The following is a 19,367-nucleotide window of genomic DNA, read 5'->3' as shown; positions in this document are numbered from 1 at the left end:
AGATGTGTATAAGAGACAGCATATATACTACAACGTCATCTAGAACTAAAGATACTGTATATGAGATTGCAAAATTAAAAAATATAAGTATAATAGAAAAAGATGCTTTAAAAGAAATTAGTTTTGGAGATTTTGAAGGAATGGATTTTGAATATATTAAATTAAATTATCCAGAAGAATTTCAAAAGATGATAGAATTAGGATATGAGTACAAATATCCTAATGGAGAAAGCTTGATAGACTCTTATAATAGAGTAAGTACAGAAATAGATAAAATAATTTTAGACAACAAAGATAATACAGTTCTTATGTGTTCACATGGAGGAACAATAAGAAACGTAATCACACATTTAATAACTAATAGCTATAAATATCATTGGAATTTTAAAATTGACAATGCTTCAGTAACTATATTAGATATAGAAGACGGATTTACTGTAATAAATACTTTGAACAATAAAAATTTTATCTAGACTAAAAACGAATATTAGATTAAAATAGGTTCTTATGATTAATAGGGAAAAAGGTAAAAGCCTTTGCAGCCCCCGCTACTGTAAGACTGACGAAACTATAGAAAAACCACTGTCTTTGGATGGGAAGGTATAGGAGTAGGATGAAGTCGAGCCAGGATACCTGCCTAATTTAATTTATTAATGAGGTCTTCGGGGTGAAAGATTTTTTATTTGATATATCATAATCATGAAATAAAAGTCCTAGCTCTAAAGAGTTGGGACTTTTTTGAATATTTTTTAAATTCATAATTAATACAAAAAAGGAAGTGGAGAAATGGGCAAGAAAATAATGCTACAAGGTACTGCTTCGAATGTTGGAAAAAGCATTTTAACAGCGGGTTTATGTAGGATATTTAAACAAGATGGATATAGTGTTGCACCATTTAAATCACAAAATATGGCATTAAATTCTTTTATTACTAAAGAGGGGCTTGAAATGGGACGAGCTCAAGTATTTCAAGCTGAAGCTGCTGGGATAGAGCCTACAGTGGATATGAATCCTATACTATTAAAACCATCAGGCAACCTTGGAAGCCAAGTCATAGTAAAAGGTAAGGTTATAAAAAATATGGCATCTACAGAATACCATGAGTATAAATTAGAGCTAATGTATATTTTGAAGGAAACATTTGATGGACTTGCTAGAACATATGATGTGGTAGTTATGGAGGGTGCAGGTAGTGCAGCTGAGATAAATTTAAAAGAAAGAGATATTTCCAATATGGGAATGGCAGAAATAGCAGATGCACCAGTAATAATAGTTGGAGATATTGACAGAGGTGGAGTATTTGCATCACTGGCGGGAACTATGATTCTGCTAAGCGAAGAAGAAAGAAAAAGAGTAAAAGGTGTAATAATAAATAAATTTAGAGGAAGAAAAGAACTTCTAGCTGAAGGTGTAAAGATGCTAGAAGATATTATAAAAGTTCCAGTATTAGGTGTAGTACCTTATAGTGATATAAAGATAGAAGACGAAGATAGCGTAACGGCTAGATTTAAAAAACAAATGGGCAAGAAAGATATACATATAGAAATAGTTAGAACTCCGCATATGTCTAACTTCACTGATTTTAATATCTTTGAAACACAAGAAGATGTAAGTATAAGATATGTGGATTATGGTGAATCATTGGGAAATCCGGATATAGTGATAATACCAGGAACAAAAAATACAATAAGTGATCTGAAGTATATTAGAGATAATGGATTAGAAGAACAGATAAAAGATTTACATAGAAAAGGAAAACTTGTTGTTGGAATATGTGGTGGATATCAAATGTTAGGAAAAAAACTAAAAGATCCTAATCATGTAGAAGGAGATATTGAAGAAATAGATGGAATAGGACTTTTAGATACAGAAACTATATTTGAAAATGAAAAGACTACTACGCAAGTAGAAGCCACAATATGTTGTGGATTAAGTGGATATCTAAATAACCTTGAAGGCAAAAAAGTCAAGGGTTATGAGATACATATGGGGATAACTAATCGGGGTAATGAAATATCAAGCCTGGATACAATTAATAAAAAATTAAATGAAGATGTAGATTATACAGAAGGAAGTGTAAACAACCAGTGTAATGTAGTAGGTACATACATTCACGGAATTTTCGATGATATAGATTTTACGAGAACTATCCTAAATAACATAAGAGAAATGAAAGGTCTAGAAAAACTAGAAAGTAAGGTTATTTCATTTGATGAGTTTAAAGATAAAGAATACGATAAATTAGCTAATTTTTTAAGAGAACACTTAGATTTAGAGAAAATATATGAAATTATGAATGGCTAAGGTGAAAAATATGAAGAAAGTTTTGATTGCAGGTACAAGTAGTGGTGTTGGAAAAACAACTATATCCCTTGGAATTATGCAGGCACTAACAAAGAGAAATATGAAAGTACAACCATATAAAGTGGGTCCAGATTATATAGATCCTTCATACCATACTTTTATAACAGGTAGAGATTCTAGAAATCTAGATTCTTATATGCTAGACGATGAGAAAGTAAAGTATATAGTGAATAAGTCATCTAGTGATGCAGATATTTCTGTTATTGAAGGGGTTATGGGTTTATATGATGGTTTGGGAATAGATCTAGATAACTGCACAAGTTCACATACATCAAAAGTACTAAAAGCTCCAGTTATTTTAGTGATAAATGGTAAAGCTATGGCAGCATCTAGTGCAGCTATGGTTTTAGGATATAAAGAGCTTGATAAAGATGTAAATATTAAAGGTGTAATAGTAAATAATGTGAGAACTAAGGGCCACTATGAAATAATAAAAAGCGCAATAGAAAGATATTGTGGAGTTGAAGTACTAGGTTACTTCCCACCTAATAATGAGTTTTCATTAGAATCAAGGCACCTAGGGCTAGTGCCAAGCGTAGAGATAGATTCATTAAAGAATAAGTTTAATAATCTGGCTGATGAAATAGAAAAATACATAAACATAGATAGAATAATTGAAATATCAGAAACTGAAGAAGTGAGTAGTGAGTTTGACCTAAAAGAATTTATACAAAATAAAAAAGTAGAAAATAAATCTATAGCAGTAGCTTATGATAAAGCTTTTAATTTTTATTACAAAGAAAATATAGATCTTTTAGAAGAATTAGGATTAGAAGTAAAATACTTTAGCCCGTTAGAAGATAAGAGAGTACCAAATTCTGATTATATATATATAGGTGGAGGATTCCCAGAGATATTTGGACAAGAAATAGAAAGTAATATAACTATGAGAGAGTCTATACTAGAAGCACACAAAAATAACATACCTATATATGCAGAGTGTGGAGGATTGATGTACTTAGGACAAAAACTTACGGATCAAAACAATAACGATTATAGTATGGTAGGTATATTTAGAGGAAGCAGTAACATGACATCTTCGCTAAAGAGATTTGGATATTGCTATGGAGAGGCTAAAGAAGATACTATCTTATCTAAAAAAGGTGAAATTATTAAAGGCCATGAGTTCCATCATTCTATATTTGAAACTGATGAACCGTGTGCATATACAATGACAAAACAAAGAGATAAAAAAGTAATAGATACATGGGATGGAGGATATAGCAAAGGGAATACCTTAGCTACATATCTACACACACATTTCTACAACAATCTAAACTGTATAGAAAACTTTTTAGAAAAAGGAAAGAAGTAATATGAGTATATTATCTATTTATATAGGATACATAGTAGATTTAATCGTAGGAGACCCATATTCTTTTCCTCATCCAGTTAGATTTATAGGTAATCTTATAAAATTTACTGAAAAAAAATTGAGAAGTATATTTAAAAGTGAAGAAGGACTAAAAATAGCTGGATTTATACTGTGGATTGTAACTGTTGGAATAACATATCTAGTTACTTATTTAGTAGTAAAAATATCTAGTTTTAATCCAACTGTTTTGCTAATTGTAAACTCGTTTATGATTTATACAACTCTAGCTACAAAGTGTCTAAAAGACGAATCTGTGAAAATATACAATGTATTAAAAACTGGAGATATAGAAAAATCGAGAGTTCAACTATCTTATATAGTTGGTAGAGATACTACTGACTTAAACAAGCAAGAGATTATTAGAGCCACAGTAGAAACTGTTGCAGAAAATACAGTTGATGGAATAATCGCACCTATGTTTTATGCATTTATAGGTGGAGCACCGCTTGCAATGGCATACAAAGCAATAAATACATTAGATTCTACAGTAGGATATAAAAATGACAAGTATAAAGACCTGGGATTTGCATCGGCAAAAATCGATGATATAGCAAACTATATACCAGCTAGAATTTCTGTTATTTTAATGACTATAGGAAGTTTAGTGCTTGGATATGATTATAAAAATTGCGCCAAGATTGCTATTAGAGACAGAAAAAATCATAAAAGTCCCAACTGTGCATACCCAGAAGGTGCAGTAGCTGGAGCCTTAGGGATTCAATTAGGCGGTACTAATATATATTTTGGAAAGGCTGTATATAAGCCAACTATAGGAGATAAGCATAGAGAGATAGAACAAGACGATATAGTTAAGACAAATAAGGTAATGTATGCTACATCAATAACTTCAATGATTGTATTTACTTTAGTTCATATAGTTTTATTTAAATAGATTATAAGATAATTAAAGTAAATTAGTGACTTATTACTTAAGCTAATTTTAAAAATGAGGGGGATGTAGATGAAAGAGTTAGGTCATGGAGCCAATGTAAATCATATGGCTAGTATATATAATAAGAAACCAGAAGATATAATTGATTTTAGCTCAAATATAAACCCAAAGGTTATAAAGAACTTAGATAAATATATCTTGGAAGGGTTAAAAGAATGTAGAAGTTATCCTGATATTAACTACACAAACCTAAGAAACAATATATCAAGATATATAGATATAGATTCTAAATTTATAATACCAGGGAATGGAGCTACAGAAATTATCTATCTATTAATGAAAAGTATAAATAAAAGGTTGGCAATCTTAAATCCTACTTTTTCAGAGTACGGTAGAAGTGCGAAACTAAATAATTTAGAAGTAGTAAATTTAGAACTAAATAAAGAAGACAATTTTAGTTTGGATTTGGAAACTGTAAAAGAAAATATAGATACATTTGATAGTTTATTTATCTGTAATCCAAATAATCCAAACGGAAAAGTACAAGACTTAACTGATTTACTAGATTTAATTATAAAAAACAATAAACTACTAATTGTTGATGAAACATTTATGGAATTTGTTGAAAATGAGGAAGATTATAGCTTAATTAAGTATGTAGAAAAGCATGAGAATATATTTATACTTAAGGCTGTTACAAAGTTTTTTGGTATGCCAGGTCTTAGACTTGGATATGGAGTAACAAGCAATAAAGAAATAATCAGTAAGATTTATGAATATAAAGAACCTTGGACAATAAATTCTTTTGCGGACAATTTGTCAAAATACATATTTGAAGATAAAGAATATATATATGAAAGCAAAGAGTATTACATAAAAGAAAGAGCGTACATGGTAAATGCGTTAGAATCAATAGATAATCTAACTGTATATGAAACAGATACAAACTTTATATTATTAAAGCTACATAATAAAAGTGCCCATGTATTAAAAGATGAACTACTAAAGTATGGAAATATTTTAATAAGGGATGCATCTAACTTTATAGGATTAGATGAGAGTTTTATAAGAGTTGCAATTAAGTCCCATGAAGATAATAAAGTTCTCATAGATGAAATGAGAAAAATATTAGGAAAATAATATGAAAACTTATGGAATATGTCCAGCATCATGCGGAGAATTTGTTCAAGGTATATTGGGTGATGAAGAATATTTATGCTCATATGCAGTAAATATGTATTCAACAGCAAGTATAGAAGAAAGATTAAATGATATAAATATTGGACCGTATAAATCTAGAAAAGCTATAGAAAAAGTATTTAAAAAATTTGATTTACCAATTAAGGATAGCAAAAACTTATCTTTAAACATATATAGCGAAATACCAACGGGTAAAGGCATGGCTAGTTCAACAGCAGATATAGGTGCAACTATAAAAGCTACACTATCAATGATTGGAAAAAATATGTCTAGTCAAGAAATATCAAGTCTTGCAGCTCAAATAGAACCAACTGATTCTATATATATAGAAGAGAGCAGTATATTTAATCCTCTAGATGGAGAAATCATAAAAAAATTAGGCAGGATTAAAGGTGGTAGAGTTATTATATTAGAACCACATAATAGATTAAGTACTACAAAGATTAGAAACAAAGCAAATTACAAACAAATAAAAAATCAAAATAAAGAAATTATAAAAGAATCTTTTTATCTACTAGAAGAAGGGATAAGAAAAAACGACTGGAGTCTAGTAGGTAAAGCTTGCACATTAAGTAGCTTGGCAAATGAAAATATAGTCAAGAAACCAGGTCTAAGTAAGATTATAGAAATAGCTCAAAATTATGGAGCATATGGGGTTAATGTTGCACATAGTGGAACAGTGGTTGGTATTTTAATAGATCAATTTATGAATGACATAAATTTAATAGAAATGCTTACACAAGCTAACATTAACTCGGTTTACAATAAAATATACACATCAGATATAATCGATGGTGGAATTAGGGAGGAACTACAATGGAATACATCAAAAATCCTATGATGATAGAAGATAAAAGTTTTGAAATAATACAAGGTATAATAGATGAAATAAGACCAGGATATGAGTTTAAGAATGAAATAGAAGAAAAAATTATAAAGCGTGCAATACATACAACAGCTGACTTTGAATATTTAGATATACTAAAAATATCAGATACGGCAGTTGATATGCTAGTAGATGCATTAAAAAATAAAGCAACAATATTTACAGATACAAATATGGCTTTAAGTGGAATAAATAAAAGAAAATTATCAGCTTTAGGTTGTGAGTACAAATGTTTAGTTGCTGATGAAGATGTTGCAGCTCTTGCTAAAGAAAAAGGTATAACTCGCTCTATGGCGGCAGTTGAAGTTGCTGCAAATACAGAAGGGCGTAAAGTATTTGTGCTTGGAAATGCTCCAACTGCACTGTATAAAGTTATGGAGATGAAAAACGAAGGAAGTCTTGATTTAGATGCAGTAGTAGGTGTTCCTGTTGGATTTGTTGGTGCAGAAGAATCAAAGGATGAACTAGAAAAAACTGAAATACCATATATAATCTCAAAGGGTAGAAAAGGTGGAAGTAATTTAGCTGCTGCTATAATTAATGCTATTTTATACTCTATGTAGGTAATGCCATGGAAGAGTATGTATATATTGATGGAAAAAAGTACAGAAGAGGGTATACGACTGGGTCTTGTGCAGCAGCAGCATCAAAAGCTGCTACACACATGCTCTTTGCAAAAGAAAAAATAGAAATAATAAATATAGATACACCAAAAGGTATCCCTTTATCTTTAAAGGTAAGAAACATAAATATCTGTAGCGACTATGTAGAATGTTCTATTGAAAAAGATGGTGGAGATGATATAGATGCAACTCATACCATGCATATATTTGCTAGAGCCGAGTTTGTAGATAGAGAAGAAGATGACATCATAGTTGATGGAGGTATAGGAGTAGGCGTGGTAACTAAAAAGGGTCTAAGTGTAGAGGTTGGGAGACCTGCTATAAATCCAGTTCCTATGAGGATGATACATACTGAAGTAAGAAAAGTTATCGGTGATGATTTTAAAAATAATATAGGTAGTGATAAATCTATAAAATTAACAATTTATGCACCAGAGGGAGTAGAAATTGCTAAGAAGACCTTCAATCCTAGGTTGGGAATTATAGGCGGTATATCTATTCTTGGAACTACGGGAATAGTAGAACCTATGAGTGATGAAGGTTGGAAGAAATCTTTATCTATAGAGCTAGAGATGAAGAAAGCTCAAGGCCTAGATAAGATAATTTTGGTTCCTGGTAATCATGGAGAGCAATTTATTAAAGAAAAATTAGGTCTTGATATGAAATATGTAGTAAGAACTAGTAATTTTATCGGTTATATGCTGAAGGAAGCTAAGCGTATAGGATATAAAAAAATACTTATGGCCGGTCACATAGGAAAGTACATAAAAATATCAGCAGGTATATTTAATACTCATAGCAAAATAGCAGATGCAAGAAATGAAATTATGATTGCTAATCTAGCTATGATGAGGGCACCTTATGAATTTTTAGAAAAAATAAATGAGTGTGTAACTACAGAAGGAGCTGTAGAACTTATTAATGATAGTGAATATATAAGTATTTATGATTCAATAAGTAATAAGTGTAAGGCTAAAATAGATCAATATTTACTAGATGAAGAAATAAATGTGGAAGTTATGATATTTTCTATGGATAAGAGCTTATTAGGAAAATCAGATCATTCAGATGAGTTAGTGGAGGTGTTTAGATGATAAATATAATCGGATTGGGTCCTGGTAATGACGATTATATTACCAAATTAGGTGAAAGGTTAATATATTCATCAGAGATATTAATAGGAGGAAAAAGAAACTTAGAAACTATTAAAGACTTTAAAGGTGAGAAGATTGAGCTAGCATCTAATTTAAAAGAAATATTAGAATATATAAATTCTAATGCACATAAACAAATATCTGTAATTGCTTCTGGTGATCCATCAATATATGGGATAGGAAAATATTTATCTAAAAATATTGATAATAAGAAACTGAATATAGTATCAGGAATCAGTTCGCTGCAGTATATTTTCTCTAAAATACATGTAGATATGAATGATTTGTATATTACTAGTAGTCATGGAAAAATACCTGATTTTGATTATATACTTTCTCACACAAAGGTATGCATGGTTACTGATAATAAAATAGGGCCACATGAAATAAGTAAAGAAATACTAAGTCGAAATCTAAAAAAAACAATAGTAGTAGGAGAAAACTTATCCTATGACGATGAAAAAATAACTATCGCAAAACCAGAAGAAATACTTAAGATAGATAAATTTGATATGAATGTAGTGGTGATATTAGATGAGAAATAGTGAATTTATAACTGGTAAAGTACCAATTACAAAAGAAGAGGTAAGAGCTATATCTATAAATAAATTAGATTTAGTAAATGCAAAAAGATTTATAGATGTAGGTGCAGGTACAGGAAGCGTTACCGTTGAAGCTGCATATCATTATCCAAATATAGAAGTTATATCTATAGAAAGAAATGATGGTGCACTAGACCTTGTACATAAAAATATTGAAAAATTTGATTTAAAAAATGTAGAAATAGTAAAAGGATATGCTCCTATTAATATAGATGGAAAAATAGATGCAATTTTCCTTGGAGGCACAGGTGACAATTTAGAAGAAATAATATTATGGTCAAAAGAACTTCTAAATAATGGTGGAAGATTAGTAGCTAACTTCATAATAGTAGAAACTTTTAATGAAACATTAAAACTATTAAGAGGGCATGGATTTGAGAATATAGATGTATCAGTATTAAATGTATCAAAGTTAGAAAGGCTGGGAAGAGGAGAGTACTTTAAGCCTCTAAACCCAATTTACATAATATCTTGCGAAAGAGGGGAAGAGTAATATGAATATTAATAAAGTACATTTTGTAGGAGCAGGCCCAGGAGATAAAGAGTTAATTACTTTAAAGGGATACAAGCTTTTAAGCGATGCAGATGTTGTAATATATGCAGGTTCATTAGTTAACCCAGCGCTATTAGAGTATTGTAAAGAAGGGTGTGAGATACATAACAGTGCACATATGGACTTACAAGAAATAATAGATGTAATGGAAAAAGGAATAAGAGAAGATAAGTCTGTTGTAAGATTACAAACAGGAGATTTTTCTATATATGGTTCGATAAGAGAGCAAGTTGAAGATTTAAATAAATTAGGAATAGATTATGACTGTACTCCTGGAGTAAGTTCTTTCCTAGGAGCAGCCTCTGCACTAGGTGTAGAATATACAGTCCCAGAAATATCACAAAGTGTTGTTATAACTAGAATGGAAGGTAGAACTCCAGTACCATCGAAAGAGTCTATAGAATCTTTTGCACAGCATCAAACTTCAATGGTAATCTTCTTATCAGTTCAAGAAATTGAAAAGGTAGTAGAAAGATTAATAGAAGGTGGATATCCAGAAACTACTCCAATAGCAGTAGTATATAAAGCTACATGGCCAGAAGAAAAGTCTGTTAGAGGGACATTACTAGATATTGCAGAAAAGGTTAAAGAAAATAATATAACTAAAACTGCCTTAATAATGGTAGGAGAATTCTTAGGAGAAAACTATAACAACTCAAAGTTATACGACAAGGACTTCAAGCATGAATATAGATTCTAATACTGCTATAATTTGTCTTACTCAAAATGGTAAAAAACTAGCATGTAAAATGAAATCACTTATGAATGATGGAGACATATATTTTATACAAAATAAAAAGGATGAAAGTTCGAAAGAAAATAGCAGTAAAACTATACAAGTAAATATAGAAGATAATATCGAAATTTATACAGTACATAAGAGGATAAAGTTATTTGTAGGAGATATATTTGATAAGTATAATTACATAGTTTTTATTATGGCTACAGGAATTGTAATAAGAACTATTGCTCACCTTGTGACTAGTAAATTTTCAGATCCAGCAATACTGGTGACTGATGAAATGGGAACTAATGTAATTAGTCTATTAAGTGGACATATGGGTGGAGCTAATGAAAAAACTTTATACATAAGCAATTTATTACATGCAAATCCAGTTATAACTACAGCTACTGATGTAAACAAGAAATCATCTTTAGACATGATAGCTAAAAAACTAGATGGGTACATTGAAAATTTTAGAGATAATGTGAAAGATATAAATGCTATGTTAGTCAATAATGAACCTGTAGGTTTATATATTGATGGAGATTATGATATAGATACAAGAGGTTTTAATGTTATAGGCAGCTTAGAGGAATTAAGTGATTGTTACAGTAGTAATGAAACAAATAGAAACAAATTTGAAAAGATAGTTGTTATAACTAATAAAAATAAATTAAATTCAGATAAACTAGAAATAAGTATAAGTTTTGAATCTGATAAATTAATAAAGTTAGTACCAAAAGATATAGTTGTAGGAATTGGATGTAGAAGGGACATAGATAGTCATCTACTAAAAGATTCATTACAAGACTTTTTAGAAAATAATAATATAGATATAAATGCAATAAGAAAAATCGGAAGTATAGAAGTAAAAAAAGATGAGAAAGCAATTATTGATTTAAGTAAGTACTTAGGAGTAACATTTAAAACTCTATCTGCAGAAGATATATCTAAAGTAGATTATCTATTTGATAAATCTGAATGGGTGAAAAAAAATGTAGGTGTATACTCTGTAGCTGAGCCAGTTGCACATATCTTAAGTGGAGGAAACTTAATCATAGAAAAAAACAAATACAAAGGAATTACATTTTCAGTAGGGAGAGCGAAGATATGATATATGTTGTAGGAATTGGACCAGGCAGCAAAGAAATGATGACCTTAGAAGCAATTAAGGCAATGGAAGACGCCGATGTAATAGTAGGATATAAAACTTATATAAATTTAATAACTGAATTTATACAAGATAAAGAAGTAGTTCAAAATGGAATGAGACAAGAAATAGATAGATGTAAGCAAGCTGTAGAGATAGCTAAAACTGGCAAAAAAGTAGCAGTGATAAGTAGTGGAGATGCTGGTATATACGGTATGGCAGGTCTTATTTTAGAGTTAACTACAAAAGAAGAACAAGAAGTTTCTGTAAAAGTAATTCCAGGGGTTACTACAAGTATAGGTGCAGCAGCAATACTTGGAGCTCCAATTATGCATGATTTCTGCCATATAAGTTTAAGTGATTTATTAACTCCTTGGGAAGTTATAGAAAAAAGATTAAAGTTAGCAGCAGATGCTGATTTTGTAATATGTTTATACAATCCAAGAAGTAAGGGTAGAAGTGAACATTTAGCTAGAGCATTTGAAATAATGGGTGAATTTAAAGGTGGAAATACACCAGTAGGAATAGTTAAAGATGTAGGTAGAGAAAAAGAAGAAAAGTTTGTATGTACATTTGATACTATGGACTTTGAAAGAGTTGACATGACTACTATGGTTGTAATAGGAAATAAGTCTACGTTTATACATGATGATTTAATGATAACACCAAGGGGCTACACTGTATGATTTTAGTTTTAGGAGGAACATCTGACAGCTCAGCTATATGCAAAAAATTAAATGAATACAAAAATTTATCATATTTTGTATCTGTTACCACAGAGTATGGTAAGGGGCTTGCTCAAAAACATTGTGATAATGTCATAATGGGAAAACTTACAAAAGAAGATATGGTAGAGTTTATAAAGAATAATAATATAAAGAAAATAATAGACTCAACGCATCCATACGCTATAGAGGTATCAAAGAATGCTATAGAGTGTTCTAAAATAGCTAATATAGATTATGTGAGATATGAAAGAAAGTCCTTAATAGAAGACTTATCTTATGAGAACAAATATGTAGTTGAAACTATTGATGAAGCTTGTAAGCTAGCAAATGATATAGGTAACAATATATTTATTGGAACTGGTAGTAAAAACCTAGATAAATATGTAGAAGCAATACCTAATAAAAAACTTATAGCTAGAGTATTACCAACAAGCGAAGTACTAATAAGTTGCGAAGAATTAGGTCTGAATGCAGACAATATAATAGCTATGAAAGGTCCATTTAGTCAAAGTATAAATGAAGAAACTTATAGACAATATGATATAGATTTAGTAATAACAAAAGAAAGTGGAGTAGCAGGAGGTTTTTTAGAAAAAGTAAATGCTTGCGAAACATTAAATATACCGGTTGTAATTATATCTAGAGAAAAAGTTAATTATCCAAATGTAGTTAATGACATAGATAAACTAGAACAATTTTTATAAAACTTAAATCAGAGGGGGTCGCAATATGAAAAAAGCAGTTTTAGTAGTCAGTTTCGGTACAAGTTACAAAGAAACTAGAGAAAAGACAATAGAAGCGTGTGAAAAGAAAATAAGTAACGAATTAAAAGAATATGATTTTTATAGAGCGTATACTTCTAATATGATAATAAGAAAATTAAAAAATAGAGATGGAATAATTATAGAAAATCCAATACAAGCATTAGATAGACTCTATGAAGAAGGATATGAAGAGGTTATAGTACAAACACTTCATATTATATGTGGAGAAGAGTTTAATAAACTAAAAGAGCAAATAGATAGTTACAAGCCTAAATTTAAAAACTTAGTACTAGGTAGACCGCTATTAACATATATAGATGATTATAAAGAGGCGGTAAGTGCTATAGAAGATCAGATACCAGCTATGAATGAAAATGAAGCTGTGGTATTTATGGGACATGGAACATTTCATGAATCACATTCTGCATATCCGGCTATAGAATATATGCTAAGAGATCATGGTATAAATGCATATGTAGGAACTGTAGAAGGTTATCCAGAAATAGATAATGTAGTAAAAAAGCTAAAAGAAGATAGTGTAAAAACTGTAAACTTAATGCCGCTTATGTTAGTAGCAGGAGATCATGCTATAAATGATATGGCAGGAGATGATGAAGATTCTTGGAAATCTATATTAGAGAGTCAAGGATTTGATATAAAAGTACACCTACAAGGCTTAGGTGAAAATGCTAAGATACAAGATAAATTTGTTAAACATGCTTATGACTGTATAGAAAAAGCAAATGAATTAGAAGGAATATGTTAATTAATATAGGAGGAATTGAGAAATGTCAAAATTTTACGGAATAGGAACGGGACCTGGAGATAGTTCGTTATTAACTATAAAGGCAGTAGAAACTTTAAATAAATTAGATATATTATATACACCAGAATCTAAAAGGGGGGGAGAAAGCTTAGCATTATCTATAGTAAGTAAGTATCTTCCAGAAGAGTTACATATAAAGCAAAGGCACTTCCCTATGAACTTTAATGATGGTGAAAAAATAATAGCTTGGAACAGAGTGGCTGAAGAAATCATAGAAGATGTTAAAGAAGGAAAAAATGTTGGATTTGTTACACTAGGAGATCCGATGATATATAGTACTTATGTTTATATAATGGAAAGGTTAATAGGAAGCATAGATGTAGAGACAATACCAGGAATATCTTCATTCTCAAATATAGCATCTAATCAAAACTTCCCATTAGTTATGGATAGAGAACCACTAATAGTAATACCTTGTACTATGGAGGAAGAAAGAATAGACTATGCGTTAGCTAACTATAGTTCAATTGTTTTAATGAAGGTTTATAAAAACTTCAAGGATATAGTAAGGAAGCTAGAAGAAAATAATTTATTAGAATATAGTATATTAGTGAGCAACTCATCTCAAGACGGAGAAGTCGTTTATACAGACTTAAAAGAAGTCCACTTAGAAGATAAGATATCATACTTCTCAACTATCTTAGTAAATAAGGAAAATCAAATTGAAAATAAAGTAGGATAGTAATTGTACTAGTCAAAAGGAGATACATTATGAAAGTAGTAGTAGGAACCAGAGGAAGTAAACTAGCTCTTACACAAACTAATTGGGTTATAGACCAGCTTAAAAAAAACTACCCAAATGTTGAGTTTGAACTAAAGGTAATAAAAACTAAGGGTGATATAATTCAACATATGAGTTTAGATAAAATAGGAGATAAAGGACTATTTGTAAAAGAGATAGAACAGCAGTTACTGGAGAAAGAAATAGACATGGCGGTTCATAGCATGAAGGATATGCCATCAATTCTTCCGGATGGACTAAAGTTCGCTAATATCCCCAAAAGAGAAGACCCTAGAGATGTTCTTATTTTAAAGGATGGCTACACAAGTCTAGAAGACTTACCAAAGGGATCAATTATAGGTACTGGAAGTAAGAGAAGAAAGTATCAATTATTAAGACAAAGACCTGACTTAAAGATAGTACCTATAAGAGGAAATATAGATACTAGAATAAAAAAAATAAAAGAAGAAAATTTAGATGGAATAGTACTAGCAGCTTCTGGAATCTTAAGGGCAGGAATGGAAGAATATATAAGTTGCTATCTACCGGTAGATGTAATGATACCAGCACCATCTCAAGGAGCACTAGCAATAGAAATAAGAGAAGAAGATCTAGAAGTAGAGAATATAATAAAGTCATTTAGAGATGAGACAACGGAGATACAAGTCAGTGCCGAAAGAGCATTTTTAGAAGGTATAAATGGAAGTTGCCATATACCCATAGGTGCTTACTGCCAAGTGTATGGAGAGAATATAAGTCTTGTGGGCTTATTTGGAGATGAAGACGGTAAAAATATAGTTGTAAAAAAAATAGAAGGAAAAACTTCAGCTGCAAGAGAAGTTGGACTAGAGTTGGCAAGAATAATTGCAAAGGAGCGCAGAGACTATGACAGGGAAAGTATACTTAGTGGGAGCGGGGCCTGGAGATTATAAACTATTAACATTGAAAGGCTTAGAGTGTATAAAGAAAGCTGATGTTATAGTCTATGATAGACTAGCTAATATTAATTATTTAAAAGAAGCAAAACCAAACTGTGAATTTATATATGTAGGTAAGGCATCTAGTAACCATGCGCTACCACAAGATGAAATAAATAAGGTTATAGCTGATAAAGCTAAAGAAGGAAAGATAGTTACAAGGTTAAAGGGTGGAGATCCTTATGTATTTGGAAGAGGCGGAGAAGAAGGAGAAGTACTGGTTTCTGAAGGTGTAGACTTTGAAGTAGTGCCAGGAATAACTTCTGCAATCGGTGGACTTTGTTATGCAGGGATACCTATAACGCATAGAGATCATGCATCTTCCTTCCATGTAATAACTGGGCATTTAAGAGATGATGAGAAAGAAAATGAAGAGTTAAATTGGAATGCTTTAGCTAACAATAGAGGAACACTTGTATTTTTAATGGGAGTATCTAATTTAAAGAAAATAAGTGAGAACTTGATAAGGGAAGGTAAATCTAAGGATACACCAGTAGCCTTAATAAGTTGGGCAACTAGACCTAACCAAAGTGTTATTACATCTACTCTAGAAAATGTATATGAAATAGCGCTTAAGGAAAATGTAAAACCTCCAACCCTTATAGCAATAGGTAGTGTAGTTGAGCTAAGAGAAAAACTGAATTTCTTTGAGAAGAAACCTCTATTTGGAAAAAATATACTAGTAACTAGATCAAGGACTCAAAGTAGTAGCTTAGTAGAAAAGATAATGGATTTAGGTGGAAATCCTATAGAAATTCCAACTATAAAAATAGAAAAAATAGAAAACAATATAGAATTAGAAGATCAAATTAAAAATATTAAAGAATATACATACTTAGTATTGACGAGTAAGAATGGTGTAGATATATTCTTTGATAAGTTAAATGAAATAGGATTAGACAGTAGATCTTTAGCTAATATAAAAGTCTGTGCTGTAGGATCACAAACTGTAAAATCAATAGAAGAAAGAGGTATCAAGGCTGATATAGTACCAAACATATTTGTATCAGAACATCTGTATGAGGAATTAAAGCCTATATTAAATTCTAATGATAAGATACTAATGCCAAGAGCTAAAAATGCCAGAGATTATTTAACTAAAAATCTAAGTACAATATGTACAGTAAAAGAAGTACATACATATGAGACTGTAATAGATAGTAGTAAGAAAGAAGCGATTATAGAGTTACTAAACGAAGGAAACGTAGACTATATAACCTTTGCTAGCTCATCTACTGTTACTAACTTTATAGAGATTGTAGGAAAAGAAAATATAGATAAGCTACAAGGCATCAAAATGATATCTATAGGAGCAATAACATCAAAAACTGCTAAAGAATTGGGATTAAACATCTATAAAGAAGCTGATGAGGCAACTATAGATGGTATAATAAAATCTATACAAGAAGATAAATAATATATTAATTTATAATAATTGGGGGATAAACATATGTTAAGAAGACCAAGAAGATTAAGAGCTAATAAAGCTATAAGAAATTTAGTAAGAGAAACTAAGTTAAATGTAGAGGATTTAATATACCCTTTATTTGTAGTTGAGGGAGAGGGGATAAAAAGTGAAATCTCATCTTTACCAGATGTATATCATTTTTCAATAGATAAACTAGCTGAAGAAATTGAAGAACTAAAAGAGTTAGGAATAGAACATGTAATATTATTTGGTATACCTCATGACCATGAAAAAGATGCATGTGGAAGTGAAGGGTATAACGATAATGGAATAATTCAAAGAGCTATTAGAAAAATAAAAGAAGTAGATAGCGAAATGAATGTAATAACAGATGTATGTATGTGCGAATATACGAGTCATGGTCATTGTGGAATATTAACTGAAGGTGGTTACGTAGATAATGACCAAACATTAGAATATTTAGCTAAGATAGCTGTAAGTCATGTAAAGGCTGGAGCAGATATGGTAGCTCCATCAGATATGATGGATGGAAGAATACAAGCAATAAGAGAAGCTTTAGATAAAGAAGGATTTGAACATATAGCTATAATGTCATATAGCGTTAAATATGCGTCTACTTTCTATGGTCCATTTAGAGAAGCTGCAAACTCAGCACCTGCATTTGGAGATAGAAAAACATACCAAATGGACCCTGCAAATACTAATGAGGCAATAATAGAGTCAGAGCTTGATGTATTAGAAGGTGCAGATATACTAATGGTTAAGCCTGCGCTATCTTATCTAGATGTTATAAGAAGAGTTAAAGATAACTTTGATTTACCTTTAGCCGCTTATAATGTTAGTGGAGAATATGCAATGCTTAAGAGTGCTGTTAAAAATGGAATATTAGCAGAAGGTGCTATATATGAATCTGTTATGTCTATAAAAAGAGCTGGAGCTGATATAATAATAACTTATTTCGCTAAGGACTTAGCTAAGATGCTTAAGAAATAGTTATATATAATTAAGGAGTGAAATCATACTCATATCTAATAGATAGATTACTTACTATATCCGTATTATAAAATATTGGAAATAAGTGATGGTTTATTATGATAAATGTACTATGACTATCACTCCTTTTTATTGTATTAAATTTAAGATTTTATAAGGTTGTATAAATAGATATTATTAGTATAATGATTTTATAATAAAAAGGTTAGGAGAATTTAATATGTTATACCCAATTAATATAAAGCTAGAGGAACTTGAGATTACTGTTGTTGGTGGAGGAAAAGTAGCATATAGAAAGTGTAAAAATTTTTTACATTTTACAAAAGAGGTAAGAGTTATATCAACAGACTTTATAGACGCATTTGATGAACTAAAGGAAGATATAAAACTTATAAAGGATTCGTATAAAGAGAAATACATAAAAAATAGCTCTGTAGTTGTAGCAGCTACAAATAATAGACAGGTAAATAAGGAAATAGGAGAGCATTGTAGAAAGTGTGGTAAGTTAGTTAATGTGGTAGATGATATTGAATTATCAAATTTCACGGTGCCATCTTATATAAAAAAGGGGGATTTGTTAATTAGTATATCCACAGGAGGCAAAAGTCCATCCTTATCATCAAGGATAAAAAAAGAATTAGATGATAAATATGATGATAGTTACGAAGAATATATAAACCTTCTAGGTGAGATTAGACAAAATGTGATAAAAAAATATGATGATATGGTGGAAAGAAAAAAGATACTTAATTCATTGGTAGATCTTACTTTGGAAGAGTTAAGGTCTGAATACAATAAGTATATTTAAGAAAAAATACAAAAAAGTTTTGAAAAAGTGTTGACTTAGATAAAGTATGATGGTAAAGTATTACTTGTCCTTAAGAAACGGACGAACGAAATAAAAACAACGAAAGAAAAAGTGTTGACAAGCTAAATTAGCTTTGATATACTGAGTGAGTTGGAAAAACAAAAGTAAGCAACTGATACAGTAGCTTAAATGAACTTTGAAAATTAAACAGTAGGTTAATTTATAGAATTTGAAACAACCAAACAAACATAAAGCCAGATATATAACAGTATCTGAGCCCATGTCAAAACTTATATTTAAGAGTTTGATCCTGGCTCAGGATGAACGCTGGCGGCGTGCCTAACACATGCAAGTCGAGCGATTCTCTTCGGAGAAGAGCGGCGGACGGGTGAGTAACGCGTGGGTAACCTGCCCTGTACACACGGATAACATACCGAAAGGTATGCTAATACGGGATAAAATGAGAGAGTCGCATGGCTTTCTTATCAAAGCTCCGGCGGTACAGGATGGACCCGCGTCTGATTAGCTAGTTGGTAAGGTAATGGCTTACCAAGGCGACGATCAGTAGCCGACCTGAGAGGGTGATCGGCCACATTGG

General features: G+C 30.8%; 20 protein-coding genes, 1 rRNA gene and 1 riboswitch. All 21 genes read left to right on the top strand.

Translation table 11 applies throughout. The features are described from left to right. Positions 1-473 (top strand): histidine phosphatase family protein (locus tag CHL78_RS16460; RefSeq protein WP_147295839.1); only part of this gene is annotated, 473 nt, incomplete at its 5' end. Positions 474-482: 9 nt separating this feature from the next. Beyond that, positions 483-655, top strand: a riboswitch (cobalamin riboswitch). Between the two features lie 131 nt (positions 656-786). Beyond that, positions 787-2,304 (top strand): cobyric acid synthase, encoded by a 1,518-nt coding sequence (locus CHL78_RS16455; RefSeq protein WP_094368133.1) that lies wholly within the window; start codon positions 787-789, stop codon positions 2,302-2,304. 10 nt (positions 2,305-2,314) lie between these two features. Further along, on the top strand, positions 2,315-3,679 hold the full coding sequence (locus CHL78_RS16450) for a cobyrinate a,c-diamide synthase (RefSeq protein WP_094368134.1): 1,365 nt from the start codon (positions 2,315-2,317) through the stop codon (positions 3,677-3,679). Between the two features lies 1 nt (position 3,680). Next, a complete protein-coding gene (cbiB, locus tag CHL78_RS16445; RefSeq protein ID WP_094368135.1) occupies positions 3,681-4,631 on the top strand; it encodes an adenosylcobinamide-phosphate synthase CbiB in 951 nt (316 codons plus the stop codon). A gap of 69 nt (positions 4,632-4,700) precedes the next feature. Next, entirely contained in the window at positions 4,701-5,771 is a 1,071-nt protein-coding gene (locus CHL78_RS16440; RefSeq protein WP_094368136.1) for a pyridoxal phosphate-dependent aminotransferase, read from the top strand. A gap of 1 nt (position 5,772) precedes the next feature. After that, on the top strand, positions 5,773-6,672 hold the full coding sequence (locus CHL78_RS16435) for a GHMP family kinase ATP-binding protein (protein WP_094368137.1): 900 nt from the start codon (positions 5,773-5,775) through the stop codon (positions 6,670-6,672). Beyond that, a complete protein-coding gene (locus tag CHL78_RS16430) occupies positions 6,648-7,280 on the top strand; it encodes a cobalt-precorrin-8 methylmutase (RefSeq protein ID WP_094368138.1) in 633 nt (210 codons plus the stop codon). The genes CHL78_RS16435 and CHL78_RS16430 overlap by 25 nt, the downstream gene beginning before the upstream one ends. A gap of 8 nt (positions 7,281-7,288) precedes the next feature. Further along, complete coding sequence (gene cbiD, locus CHL78_RS16425) at positions 7,289-8,434, top strand: cobalt-precorrin-5B (C(1))-methyltransferase CbiD (protein ID WP_094368139.1); 1,146 nt, start codon at positions 7,289-7,291, stop codon at positions 8,432-8,434. Next, positions 8,431-9,039 carry a cobalt-precorrin-7 (C(5))-methyltransferase gene (locus tag CHL78_RS16420; protein WP_094368140.1) on the top strand — a complete coding sequence of 203 codons (609 nt, stop codon included), beginning with the start codon at positions 8,431-8,433 and terminating at the stop codon, positions 9,037-9,039. The genes cbiD and CHL78_RS16420 overlap by 4 nt, the downstream gene beginning before the upstream one ends. After that, complete coding sequence (locus CHL78_RS16415; RefSeq protein ID WP_094368141.1) at positions 9,029-9,589, top strand: decarboxylating cobalt-precorrin-6B (C(15))-methyltransferase; 561 nt, start codon at positions 9,029-9,031, stop codon at positions 9,587-9,589. The genes CHL78_RS16420 and CHL78_RS16415 overlap by 11 nt, the downstream gene beginning before the upstream one ends. A gap of 7 nt (positions 9,590-9,596) precedes the next feature. Continuing rightward, positions 9,597-10,349, top strand: a complete 753-nt coding sequence (locus CHL78_RS16410; protein WP_094368149.1) for a cobalt-precorrin-4 methyltransferase — start codon at positions 9,597-9,599, stop codon at positions 10,347-10,349. Next, a complete protein-coding gene (gene cbiG / locus CHL78_RS16405; protein ID WP_094368142.1) occupies positions 10,333-11,487 on the top strand; it encodes a cobalt-precorrin 5A hydrolase in 1,155 nt (384 codons plus the stop codon). The genes CHL78_RS16410 and cbiG overlap by 17 nt, the downstream gene beginning before the upstream one ends. Continuing rightward, positions 11,484-12,209 carry a precorrin-3B C(17)-methyltransferase gene (gene cobJ / locus CHL78_RS16400; RefSeq protein WP_094368143.1) on the top strand — a complete coding sequence of 242 codons (726 nt, stop codon included), beginning with the start codon at positions 11,484-11,486 and terminating at the stop codon, positions 12,207-12,209. Before cbiG ends, cobJ begins: the two co-directional genes overlap by 4 nt. Beyond that, complete coding sequence (locus CHL78_RS16395; protein ID WP_094368144.1) at positions 12,206-12,955, top strand: cobalt-precorrin-6A reductase; 750 nt, start codon at positions 12,206-12,208, stop codon at positions 12,953-12,955. The genes cobJ and CHL78_RS16395 overlap by 4 nt, the downstream gene beginning before the upstream one ends. 25 nt (positions 12,956-12,980) lie before the next feature. Then, positions 12,981-13,781 (top strand): sirohydrochlorin cobaltochelatase, encoded by an 801-nt coding sequence (locus CHL78_RS16390; protein WP_094368145.1) that lies wholly within the window; start codon positions 12,981-12,983, stop codon positions 13,779-13,781. Between the two features lie 22 nt (positions 13,782-13,803). After that, positions 13,804-14,523 (top strand): cobalt-factor II C(20)-methyltransferase, encoded by a 720-nt coding sequence (locus tag CHL78_RS16385; protein WP_094368146.1) that lies wholly within the window; start codon positions 13,804-13,806, stop codon positions 14,521-14,523. Between the two features lie 29 nt (positions 14,524-14,552). Next, the gene (gene hemC, locus CHL78_RS16380; protein ID WP_094368147.1) at positions 14,553-15,494 is read left to right on the top strand and encodes a hydroxymethylbilane synthase; all 942 of its coding nucleotides are present in this window, start codon (positions 14,553-14,555) and stop codon (positions 15,492-15,494) included. Beyond that, positions 15,448-16,956, top strand: a complete 1,509-nt coding sequence (gene cobA, locus CHL78_RS16375; RefSeq protein ID WP_094368148.1) for a uroporphyrinogen-III C-methyltransferase — start codon at positions 15,448-15,450, stop codon at positions 16,954-16,956. Before hemC ends, cobA begins: the two co-directional genes overlap by 47 nt. A 33-nt stretch (positions 16,957-16,989) precedes the next feature. Beyond that, positions 16,990-17,961 carry a porphobilinogen synthase gene (gene hemB, locus CHL78_RS16370; protein WP_116041606.1) on the top strand — a complete coding sequence of 324 codons (972 nt, stop codon included), beginning with the start codon at positions 16,990-16,992 and terminating at the stop codon, positions 17,959-17,961. A gap of 220 nt (positions 17,962-18,181) precedes the next feature. Beyond that, a complete protein-coding gene (locus tag CHL78_RS16365) occupies positions 18,182-18,769 on the top strand; it encodes a precorrin-2 dehydrogenase/sirohydrochlorin ferrochelatase family protein (RefSeq protein ID WP_116041604.1) in 588 nt (195 codons plus the stop codon). A 292-nt stretch (positions 18,770-19,061) separates the two neighbouring features. After that, a 16S ribosomal RNA gene (locus CHL78_RS16360) occupies positions 19,062-19,367 on the top strand; the annotation flags it as partial.

Origin of the sequence: Romboutsia weinsteinii, from assembly GCF_002250835.2 — a bacterium.
Classification (GTDB): domain Bacteria; phylum Bacillota; class Clostridia; order Peptostreptococcales; family Peptostreptococcaceae; genus Romboutsia_A; species Romboutsia_A weinsteinii.
Note: the sequence above shows the minus strand (reverse complement) of the source record. Positions and strands in the feature narration are given on the sequence as shown.

Bases quoted from the DNA above. Each gene is read 5' to 3' on its own strand.
- CHL78_RS16455 (WP_094368133.1), top strand. From the start codon at position 787: ATGGGCAAGAAAATAATGCTACAAGGTACTGCTTCGAATGTTGGAAAA.
- CHL78_RS16450 (WP_094368134.1), top strand. From the start codon at position 2,315: ATGAAGAAAGTTTTGATTGCAGGTACAAGTAGTGGTGTTGGAAAAACA.
- cbiB (WP_094368135.1), top strand. From the start codon at position 3,681: ATGAGTATATTATCTATTTATATAGGATACATAGTAGATTTAATCGTA.
- CHL78_RS16440 (WP_094368136.1), top strand. From the start codon at position 4,701: ATGAAAGAGTTAGGTCATGGAGCCAATGTAAATCATATGGCTAGTATA.
- CHL78_RS16435 (WP_094368137.1), top strand. From the start codon at position 5,773: ATGAAAACTTATGGAATATGTCCAGCATCATGCGGAGAATTTGTTCAA.
- CHL78_RS16430 (WP_094368138.1), top strand. From the start codon at position 6,648: ATGGAATACATCAAAAATCCTATGATGATAGAAGATAAAAGTTTTGAA.
- cbiD (WP_094368139.1), top strand. From the start codon at position 7,289: ATGGAAGAGTATGTATATATTGATGGAAAAAAGTACAGAAGAGGGTAT.
- CHL78_RS16420 (WP_094368140.1), top strand. From the start codon at position 8,431: ATGATAAATATAATCGGATTGGGTCCTGGTAATGACGATTATATTACC.
- CHL78_RS16415 (WP_094368141.1), top strand. From the start codon at position 9,029: ATGAGAAATAGTGAATTTATAACTGGTAAAGTACCAATTACAAAAGAA.
- cbiG (WP_094368142.1), top strand. From the start codon at position 10,333: ATGAATATAGATTCTAATACTGCTATAATTTGTCTTACTCAAAATGGT.
- cobJ (WP_094368143.1), top strand. From the start codon at position 11,484: ATGATATATGTTGTAGGAATTGGACCAGGCAGCAAAGAAATGATGACC.
- CHL78_RS16395 (WP_094368144.1), top strand. From the start codon at position 12,206: ATGATTTTAGTTTTAGGAGGAACATCTGACAGCTCAGCTATATGCAAA.
- CHL78_RS16390 (WP_094368145.1), top strand. From the start codon at position 12,981: ATGAAAAAAGCAGTTTTAGTAGTCAGTTTCGGTACAAGTTACAAAGAA.
- CHL78_RS16385 (WP_094368146.1), top strand. From the start codon at position 13,804: ATGTCAAAATTTTACGGAATAGGAACGGGACCTGGAGATAGTTCGTTA.
- hemC (WP_094368147.1), top strand. From the start codon at position 14,553: ATGAAAGTAGTAGTAGGAACCAGAGGAAGTAAACTAGCTCTTACACAA.
- cobA (WP_094368148.1), top strand. From the start codon at position 15,448: ATGACAGGGAAAGTATACTTAGTGGGAGCGGGGCCTGGAGATTATAAA.
- hemB (WP_116041606.1), top strand. From the start codon at position 16,990: ATGTTAAGAAGACCAAGAAGATTAAGAGCTAATAAAGCTATAAGAAAT.
- CHL78_RS16365 (WP_116041604.1), top strand. From the start codon at position 18,182: ATGTTATACCCAATTAATATAAAGCTAGAGGAACTTGAGATTACTGTT.